Consider the following 8157-nt stretch of genomic DNA (forward strand, 5'->3'; position numbering starts at 1 on the left):
AGCCTCACAGCTTGCTTGCGCCTTTCGTGCTGTTCTTGCCGCGACAGCTTGCGTCCGTCTTCTTTGTCCATTTCTATCAGTTGGGGGCGGACACCAACAAATCAACCCTTAGTTGCCGGGTGAATAGGCGACCATGAGAGCGGGCTGGCCCGCCAAATCAATCAGGCCAATGATGCCCTGAAGGCCCAACAGGACCGGTTGAAGGTGGTGAATGAGCGCATGCGCCAAGCCACCCCCTTACGGGCGCAGTATGACAAGTCCATGGAAACGCGTAATAACGTGGCGGGCAATGGTGCCGCCATGCTGGGGGCGGGGTATGTGACGGGCCGGGCGATGATGGCCCCGGTAAGCGCCTACGCCAGCGCGGAAGATGCCCGTACGGGCTTGCGCGTGTCGATGATGGAGAAGGGCGGCGCGGTGAGGCAGGAGTACGCCGACATTGTCGCGCTCGCTGAAAAGCTGGGAGACCGTCTACCGGGGACGACGGCGGATTTTCAGGAAATGATGACCATGCTTACCCGGCAAGGCATGAGTGCCAAGGCCATCCTGGGCGGTGTGGGTGAGGCAACGGCCTACCTGGGTGTGCAATTGAAGCTACCCTACGCTCAAGCCGCCGAGTACGCGGCCATGTTGCAGGATGCGACGGGTGCGCTTGAGAAGGACATGATGGGGGTGATAGACACCATCCAGCGCACCTTTTATGTCGGCATTGACCCGGCAAAGACTGACTTGGAGTTAGAGGTGCGGGCGGAGGTTGTTGGGTGAGCTTGCTTAAAAAATCATTCAATAGAAATTTAGTAGTGATATTATTTCCATAGAAACTTACTGTAATTGAGTCCGTCGCATTTTTTGCTTCAAAAGGAGTAAGCGTATGAGTGCCTTGGAAGCCGTTAAGTATGATCCTGCGGCAGTCCTCACGGAGGCCGTAGTGAATGCAGCACACGATCTTGAGCTAAACCAAGCCGAACTGGCTGACATCCTGGGGATATCGGCGTCCTCTGCGAGTAGGCTGTGTAATGGGGGCTATGAGCTAAGCATTTCCAAGCCCGGATGGGATGCCGCTACCACGTTCTTGTTGGTTTATCGCTCGCTGGGCGCGATTCTAGGTAACAACCTTGAAAATATGCGGGCGTGGCTCAAATCGTATAACAGTGATTTGGCAGACACCCCTGCAAATTTAATATCCCGCCAGTCCGGCCTACATCAAGTACGGGGTTATCTCGATGCCTATCGCGGTCGTTGCTAATTCCGCACCAACATTTACTGCGTGGCGTTCGGTTGAATCGCAAACGCAAGGTACTACGCTGAGGTTGGTCGGCAACAATCTCGCTAAGCAAGATATTCTTGAGCAATTGTTGGAGTCGGCGAAACCGCCAGTTCCACCAGGAGTAGAGTCAGACCATAAACTTCACTATCTGCTATTCACCCCATTCCGCTATGCCGCATGTATAAGAGCTACTCGCTTTGGGGCAGTTGGGACGGCCGGAATTTTCTATGCGGCGGACCAAAAAATAACAGCCTTGGCAGAAATCGCCTATTGGAAAACCCAGTTCACCAGTGTTTCCGAAGGTTTGAAACGGAAAAACGATGGGCAGCAGCGAACATTATTTCAAGTGTCGTTAGCCGGACCGGCTGTTGATTTGCGGTTGCCTCCCTTTGACGCGACGCCGGAAGACTGGAACCACCCTTCTAACTATTCTCAGACCTGGGAAATTGGGCGTAAGGTCCGTGAGGCCAATACCATTGATATGGTGCGGTACGCCTCTGTGCGCGATCCAGGGCATCGCGGCTGTGTTGCTGTATTTCATCCCCGTGCGTTCATGTGTTCGTCGCCGCTGAGTCAAGAGAGCTGGACGCTGTATACACAGGAAAACCGCGCTATTTTGCAGCGACTGGGAGAGAAGCCTATTGAGTTTGTTTTTTAGGCCCAGGTTCGAACATTGCCTATTCGTTAGGCAGCCCAGAGATGGGTTTGCTTACAACCCCTATATCAAGCTGCTCGCAATTGAAGCACCGGCTCGCTCAGATGCGGATTCTGGTGAACTTGACACTCGATTTCGGCGAACGTTGACCACTTCGGCACCCCGTGCCGGTGCTGACTTTTCACACCAACCCAGACACCCCGCCGCTAATGTTGGTAATGCTTAACTCGATAGACATTGATCATAATTCAACTATTCGATTAAAGTGGAAATATGGAAAATAAAGCTGCTGTCACGCTACTTGCCGCTCTGGCCCAGGAGACCCGACTGGCCATCTTCCGGTTGCTGGTCGTCCAAGGCGTGCAGGGGATGACCGTTGGCAAGATCGGTGACAAGTTGGATATTCCGCCGGCAACGCTGTCCTTCCACTTGAAGGAGCTGACACGAGCCAATCTGATCGATGCCAGGCAGGAAGGCCGTTTCATCCACTACTCCGCCAACTACGAGACCATGGGTGGCCTGCTGAGCTTCATGACCGAGAACTGCTGTTCCGCCGCTACTATGGCGAACCAGGAAGTCAGCGGCTGCAGCTGATTTCTTAAAGCCTATTATTTCAAATAAATTTGAAATGTTGCTGAAACATGGACAAACCTACCGTACTGCAGGCCTTTGAAGCGCTGTCTTCTAGCGCTCGGCTCAATGTCTATCTGCTGTTGGTAGACGCCGGCAACAGCGGTCTCGTCGCAGGCGAGCTGGCCAGCCGACTCGATCTGGCGCCGTCCAACCTGTCATTCCATCTGAAGAATCTGGCCTATGCCGGGCTGGTGACCGTTGAGCAGGAGGGCCGCTTCCAACGCTACCGCGCCAACCTAGGGCTGATGCGCCAGGTTACCGGATTCCTGACCGACCACTGCTGTGGCGGGCACCCGGACCAGTGTACTGAGCTGGTCGAACCTTCCTGCAACTCTGTCTCCTGTAAGTGAGGCGTTGATGAACATCCTGATCCTGTGCACTGGTAACTCCTGCCGCTCCATCCTGGCCGAGGCCACGATCAACGCGCTGGCGCCTAAGGGCATTCGCGCCATCAGTGCCGGCAGCAAGCCCGCTGGCTATGTCCACCCGCGCTCACTCGCCTTGCTGGAGCGCGAAGGCATTTCGACCGAAGGGCTGCATAGCAAATCCTGGGACAACCTGCCCATCACCCCGGACGTCGTGATCACGGTCTGCGGTAGTGCTGCCGGCGAGACATGCCCGGCCTACCTCGGACCTGCCCTGCGAGCCCACTGGGGCGTCGAAGACCCGGCTCACGCCACCGGTACCGATGCCGAAATTGATGCCGCATTTGTAAAGGCCTACCGCATCCTGCGCGGCCGAATCGAAGTCTTCCTGGCCCTGCCATCGGATGTTCTCGCCGACAAGGCGAAGCTCAAACCTGAGCTGGATCGCATCGGCCTGATCGGCGCCTGAGGAGACACCATGCCTGCCATACAAATCTATGAACCTGCGCTCTGCTGCAGTAGCGGTGTGTGCGGGACCGACGTCGACCAGGCGTTGGTCACCTTCGCTGCCGATGTGGACTGGCTCAAGCGCCAGGGTGGACAGGTGGAGCGCTTCAACCTGGCGCAACAGCCACTGGCGTTTGCCCAGCAGGCTGCCGTAAAGCAGTTCCTGGAGCGCTCGGGCCAGGAAGGCCTGCCGCTGATACTGGTCGATGGCGAAATCGCCCTCGCGGGCCGCTATCCACGCCGAGCCGAATTGGCTCGTTGGGCGGGTATCAGCAGCATCGGTAATGCCGTGCAACCTACGACGGGCTCTTGTTCAGGACCTGGCTGCTGTTAACCAAGGGTAGACCATGCACTTTCTGCTGAATGCACCACGACATCTGTTCTTCACCGGTAAAGGAGGTGTCGGCAAAACCTCTATCGCCTGTGCAACCGCCGTATTGTTGGCAGACCAAGGTAAGCGAGTGCTGCTGGTGAGTACCGATCCCGCTTCAAATGTGGGGCAGGTTTTCAGTCAGGAAATCGGCAACCATATTATCGGAATCAACACAGTGCTTGGTCTCTCTGCATTGGAGATCGATCCTCAAGACGCCGCCCAGCAGTACCGCGACCGCATCGTTGGCCCGGTGCGCGGAGTGCTACCGGATAAGGTAGTAAGAGACATCGAAGAGCAACTTTCGGGTGCTTGCACGACCGAGATCGCTGCCTTCGACGAATTCACTCAGCTGTTGACTGATGCAGTGCTTGTGCGTGACTTCGACCACGTCGTGTTTGATACCGCCCCGACGGGGCATACCATCCGCCTGCTGCAGCTCCCTGGCGCCTGGAGTGGCTTCATCGAACACAATCCTGACGGCGCTTCCTGCCTCGGGCCGCTCGCCGGCCTGGAGAAGCAGCGTGCGCAGTATCAGAACGCAGTGGCAGCGCTGGCCGATCCCTCACGGACCCGTCTGGTGCTCGTGGCGCGCGCCCAGCGCTCTAGCCTAGCCGAGGCGGCTCGTACCCAGGCCGAACTTGCCGCCATCGGCTTCCAGCGGCAACACCTGGAAATCAACGGGCTGATGCCGGAAGCCGAGGGCAGGGTCGATCCGCTGGCCCATGCACTGGAGGAACGTGAGGCCATCGCACTGGCGCAACTGCCCCCTGCGTTGGCTGCTCTAACCACTGATCGTCTGAACCTCAAAGCTTTCAACCTGGTAGGCCTCTCGGCACTGCGGCAACTGTTCGACGAGCAAGCGATCGCAGTGGCGAACATCCCACCGACCGACGCTGTACGGCCTTTGCCCAAGCTGGCGCAACTGGTCGATAGCCTGGCTGCTGACGGTCACGGTCTGATCATAGTCATGGGTAAAGGCGGCGTCGGCAAAACCACCCTGGCTGCCACGATAGCAATCGCGCTTGCCGACCGCGGGTTGCCGGTTCACCTGACCACGTCTGATCCTGCGGCACATCTCGCAGACATGGTCGCCGGTACACTGGACAATATGGCGGTGTCGCGTATCGACCCCAAGGCCGAGACGGAGCGCTACCAGCAAGAGGTGATGGCCAGCAAAGGCAAGCATCTGGACGACGCCGGTCGCGCCATGCTGGAGGAAGACCTGCGCTCCCCGTGTACCGAGGAGATCGCCGTGTTTCAGGCCTTCTCGCGGGTGATCCGGGAGGCCGGCAGGCGCTTCGTGGTGATGGATACCGCCCCTACGGGCCACACCCTGTTGCTACTGGATGCCACGGGCTCCTACGACCGTGAAATTCGCAAGAAGATGTCTGCTGGCGGGCTGCACTTCACCACGCCGATGATGCAATTGCAGGACCCGAAGCAAACCAAGGTGCTGATCGCCGCCCTGGCTGAAACCACGCCCGTGCTGGAAGCCGCCAACCTGCAGGCGGATCTGCGGCGCGCAGGCATCGAGCCCTGGGCCTGGGTGGTCAACCAGTGCCTGGCCGCAGCCTTCCCGGTATCGCCACTCCTGCAGCAACGGGCTACCAACGAGCAGGCCCAGCTAGAGGCGGTAGCCACCCACCATGCCCAGCGCTACGCCGTCGTACCCATGCAAACCCGGCGGTCACGCTGGCGCGGGCGGCTTCCGATACGTTTGCCGGCATTCGGCCGGTGGATGCGCCCGGCTTCATCGCGGCGCAATTAGCTGGTGCCATTGCCGCCGCACTGGTATTTGGCTGGCTGCTGCGTGACAGGGCTCCGTTATCGCTGGATTTGATGGCCAATGCTGGCGAGGGCCGTACGGTGAGACCCCTGCGTGACTAGCGCAGCCGTCTTGCCGCCCCTTGCTGGTGGGGAGAAGCACAATGGGTAGCGATGGTAGTCCTTGGGTCTTGTTGCTGTTCGTCCTGGCGGGAGGATTTCTAGCCTGGCTGTTCCGGCGCTTCATCACCGAGACCTGGTGGTACCTCACCGGCAAGCCCTTTGGGCGGCTGATCGAGGATGTGGCTCGCTGGCATGCAGAGCGGCAAATTCCCTTTGCAAAAGGCGAGATCGATGCGCTCTACGAGCGGATCAGGCGAGCAAAAGACAAGAATGCCGAATGCAACGCGATCCGGCGCGAACTAGGACTGTATTGACCGGCCGGCAACGGCGAGGAAGGCATCACGATGAGTAATATAGTGGTCTAATCCCAACGGACACCTCGATAGGTATATTACGGACCTAAAAGGGAATACAGATGGCTTCCACACATAAGACATACGGGCGCCTCGAATAACCCGACTTTTTGACATTACCGCGGAGTAAGTCGACCTTGAGGTGCTTTCAGACAGCCCGTTCCGGAACTTGTCACTCGTCTTGCATCTCTTTTTCCGCCCAAATTGGCCATTTCCAGCCAATCCAAACAGATTCCTCGCATCAGAAGGCCACCACGCCAGCGACCTTCAAATAGCACAAGCGTTGCAAGTTGTACCCCGCAATCTTCCAGTGCAGGTTCAACGTGGCGCGTGCCAACCCAATGCAGGTCTGACTTTCCGATGTCAGAATCATGCCATGGATGGAAGGTTTTTCGAGGAGCCCTAAAGTTCGAAACTATGTAGGGCTGCCGCTTGTGCGAGGGTAAGGTAATGGGACAATTTCAATATTCAAATGCTTATATTGGCAGCATTCGACCCAAAGCTGTCTATTGATTCCGTTTGGGTTGAGTGGGGGGCACAGCATTCCACTATGCGTTGATAACCTTTCTTCTTCTACGTGCAGAGCCGCTTAGAATAAGGCACTGCACCACATTTACTGCAACCAAGCTCATTCGCTCAGTACTAAATGCGCAACCCTGCTCCGGGCATGTCGGCCGAGGTGTCGATTTCTGCCCAGAGAGGGGGAGTTGCGAGGTTTGCTCCGCATTTTTGTGCCGAGTAATCGTCCTCAGATCTTCCAATTTGCTTTTATAAGACGAGGTTCCGGATGAAGAAAAAAATCCACGGTTGCACGCATTATGGGTGCATGATTATTCTTATGCTGATGTTGCTGAGTGGGTGCGATGATGGAAGTCTAGCCCCGGTTCAAGGCACAGCATTACCTGTACCTGGTACCGAGACTTCGGTGCAGATTTCTGACCAGAGAAGTGAAATCCAGTCCACCGGGACCGCTTTACCCATCCAGGCAAACACGATGGCGGCGCGTTTTACCGGTGTAGCACCCGCGACAACAGGCAACACATCATTTACATCCTCTCCCGCCATTGAATATCAACTTGGCAATCTCGTAGCACAAGCGGGTACGAATAACAGAATCCTCATCACACCCGTCAGAGGCTGGGTACGCTATCCACTCGCTAGTACACGGCTAACCAAGGCCGCCACTCGCTTTCCCGTTATTGTTTTTTTGCATGGGCAGCATGATTGGTCTAAGCAAAGTTATCAAGGATACGATTACCTAGCAAAGGATTTGGCGGCACAGGGCTACGTCGTCATTTCGATCGATGCAAATGCAATTAATCGCAGTATTCATAGAGGCAATAGTGGTGATACGTCGAGCCGGTCGCGCGCTCAGTTGGTATTGGGCACATTAGATCGCCTTCGTGAAATCGACAAACGCGGCGGTCCCGGCATGCTAGATCAGTTGAAAGGCAAACTCGATTTCACCCGTATTGGCATCATGGGTCATTCACGTGGTGGTCAAGGTATTGCAAATGCGCTCAAGTACAACCTTACTCGGGTCGGTGTTGAGAAAAATGATTTAAAGACAGCCTTGCTCGCTAACCCTGATATTTTCCAGGTTAGTTACCCCAAACTTTCCAATGCGGTAACAAAAGCTGAATCCTCTCTAGCCATTATTAATGAGGAAAAATTTGATAGTGCTGTTAATGAATATAATATCTATTACGCCGCAAGTGCAGAATCAACTCCGCCCTACCATTTCAAGGCAGCATTTTTGTTGGCGCCGACGGACTTTAGCAACAACCTCGGCCTAGTTAATGTGCCACTTGCCACACTATTGCCCTCGTGTGATGGCGACGTAATTAACCTTGATGGTTCACTCACCTATGACCGCAATCGTTTTAGCTTTGCTAGCGACACTTCGCCGCGTTATCAGATTCTGGTTAGGGGCGCAAACCATAATTTCTACAACACCATTTGGACAAGAGATGACTACCCCTCATCTAACTTACTGATGTTACGCAGTGCATACGCTAACCTGTCGCCATGAAGAACAAAGAACTCGATTTGTACACCGACTATTTGCTGAGCACGTTTGGCGCGGCGACAGCAACGGGCTTGTCGGCGATGGTAGG

Annotated in this window: 11 protein-coding genes; all 11 read left to right on the top strand. The window is 55.9% G+C overall.

Features of this window, described 5'->3' with window-relative positions:
• The first annotated feature begins 219 nt into the window (after positions 1–219).
• The 11 genes from CSQ89_RS18185 to CSQ89_RS18235 all read left to right on the top strand — a co-directional run bounded on the left by CSQ89_RS18185 (position 220) and on the right by CSQ89_RS18235 (position 8072).
• Positions 220–765 (top strand): phage tail tape measure protein, encoded by a 546-nt coding sequence (locus tag CSQ89_RS18185; protein WP_099407497.1) that lies wholly within the window; start codon positions 220–222, stop codon positions 763–765.
• A 106-nt stretch (positions 766–871) separates the two neighbouring features.
• The gene (locus tag CSQ89_RS18190) at positions 872–1246 is read left to right on the top strand and encodes an antitoxin Xre/MbcA/ParS toxin-binding domain-containing protein (protein WP_099407498.1); all 375 of its coding nucleotides are present in this window, start codon (positions 872–874) and stop codon (positions 1244–1246) included.
• A complete protein-coding gene (locus CSQ89_RS18195) occupies positions 1224–1925 on the top strand; it encodes an RES family NAD+ phosphorylase (protein ID WP_099407499.1) in 702 nt (233 codons plus the stop codon). The genes CSQ89_RS18190 and CSQ89_RS18195 overlap by 23 nt, the downstream gene beginning before the upstream one ends.
• Before the next feature lie 270 nt (positions 1926–2195).
• Positions 2196–2516 carry an ArsR/SmtB family transcription factor gene (locus CSQ89_RS18200; protein WP_099407500.1) on the top strand — a complete coding sequence of 107 codons (321 nt, stop codon included), beginning with the start codon at positions 2196–2198 and terminating at the stop codon, positions 2514–2516.
• A gap of 47 nt (positions 2517–2563) precedes the next feature.
• Positions 2564–2905 carry an ArsR/SmtB family transcription factor gene (locus CSQ89_RS18205; RefSeq protein ID WP_099407501.1) on the top strand — a complete coding sequence of 114 codons (342 nt, stop codon included), beginning with the start codon at positions 2564–2566 and terminating at the stop codon, positions 2903–2905.
• Positions 2906–2912: 7 nt separating this feature from the next.
• Positions 2913–3389, top strand: a complete 477-nt coding sequence (locus CSQ89_RS18210) for an arsenate reductase ArsC (protein WP_099407502.1) — start codon at positions 2913–2915, stop codon at positions 3387–3389.
• Positions 3390–3398: 9 nt separating this feature from the next.
• Positions 3399–3761 carry an arsenite efflux transporter metallochaperone ArsD gene (gene arsD / locus CSQ89_RS18215; RefSeq protein ID WP_099407503.1) on the top strand — a complete coding sequence of 121 codons (363 nt, stop codon included), beginning with the start codon at positions 3399–3401 and terminating at the stop codon, positions 3759–3761.
• 13 nt (positions 3762–3774) lie between these two features.
• Complete coding sequence (gene arsA, locus CSQ89_RS18220) at positions 3775–5568, top strand: arsenical pump-driving ATPase (protein ID WP_099407504.1); 1794 nt, start codon at positions 3775–3777, stop codon at positions 5566–5568.
• The gene (locus tag CSQ89_RS23295) at positions 5526–5687 is read left to right on the top strand and encodes a hypothetical protein (protein WP_233203300.1); all 162 of its coding nucleotides are present in this window, start codon (positions 5526–5528) and stop codon (positions 5685–5687) included. The genes arsA and CSQ89_RS23295 overlap by 43 nt, the downstream gene beginning before the upstream one ends.
• Positions 5688–5728: 41 nt before the next feature.
• The gene (locus CSQ89_RS18230) at positions 5729–6001 is read left to right on the top strand and encodes a hypothetical protein (RefSeq protein ID WP_099407505.1); all 273 of its coding nucleotides are present in this window, start codon (positions 5729–5731) and stop codon (positions 5999–6001) included.
• A gap of 826 nt (positions 6002–6827) precedes the next feature.
• The gene (locus CSQ89_RS18235; RefSeq protein WP_143747088.1) at positions 6828–8072 is read left to right on the top strand and encodes an alpha/beta hydrolase family protein; all 1245 of its coding nucleotides are present in this window, start codon (positions 6828–6830) and stop codon (positions 8070–8072) included.
• Positions 8073–8157 lie beyond the last annotated feature (85 nt).

The sequence above is a fragment of the Chitinimonas sp. BJB300 genome (assembly GCF_002735695.1).
Taxonomy (GTDB): Bacteria; Pseudomonadota; Gammaproteobacteria; order Burkholderiales; family Chitinimonadaceae; genus Chitinimonas.